The 325-nt window shown below is 34.5% G+C and carries 1 rRNA gene; it reads right to left on the bottom strand.

Annotated elements, in window-relative coordinates:
- Positions 1-236 precede the first annotated feature (236 nt).
- Positions 237-325, bottom strand: a 16S ribosomal RNA gene (locus tag ER639_RS12140); the annotation flags it as partial.

The raw sequence follows: 325 nt of genomic DNA, 5'->3' as shown, positions 1-325 counted from the left end.
TTAATATTGTGATGTTTATACATTATGTATAAACGCGCGATTTTTTTCAAGAATTCAAATATGAACTCACTCGGTTTTGCTTGGTAAAATCTATTTTTCTTACTTTATCTAGTTTTCAAAGTACAATGTTGAATATTTATGCTTTTATTAAAGCGATAAACACTCAAAACTGAATACAATATGTCAATCGTTATTCCATAAGGAATTTAAAAATTCCTTTTCCGTATTATCCTTAGAAAGGAGGTGATCCAGCCGCACCTTCCGATACGGCTACCTTGTTACGACTTCACCCCAATCATCTGTCCCACCTTCGACGGCTAGCTCC

It is taken from the genome of Macrococcus sp. DPC7161, assembly GCF_004117835.1.
In the GTDB taxonomy this organism is placed as follows: Bacteria; Bacillota; Bacilli; order Staphylococcales; family Staphylococcaceae; genus SDSC01.
This window is presented reverse-complemented; position numbering and strand designations above follow the sequence as displayed.